The organism is Paraburkholderia sp. SIMBA_030 (genome assembly GCF_046535245.1).
Classification (GTDB): Bacteria; Pseudomonadota; Gammaproteobacteria; order Burkholderiales; family Burkholderiaceae; genus Paraburkholderia.
In genome coordinates this window covers 1-235 of record NZ_JAWRXB010001675.1, presented here as the reverse complement: position 1 = coordinate 235, position 235 = coordinate 1, and the positions used below count along the sequence as shown (strand labels likewise).

General features: G+C 44.3%; 1 protein-coding gene. It reads right to left on the bottom strand.

Features of this window, described 5'->3' with window-relative positions; all coding sequences use genetic code 11:
* Positions 1-12: 12 nt before the first annotated feature.
* The coding region (locus tag SB772_RS45715) for a c-type cytochrome (protein WP_410839239.1) at positions 13-235 on the bottom strand (223 nt) is incomplete at its 5' end.

Genomic DNA, 235 nt, shown 5'->3' with positions numbered 1-235 from the left:
CATCAACAAAGATTAGCTTGCTTCTGCGACCATATAATCTACGGCATTTTGAACTTCTTCATCAGGAATATCCGCGCCACCTTTTGCAGGCATCGCATTGAAACCATTGATAGCATGGGTATATAGCGTATCTTTACCTTTTGCAATACGTGGACCCCAAGCGCCAGTATCACCAAAGATAGGAGAGCCTAGCAAGCCTGCTGTATGACAAGTATGACATACGGCGTTATATACC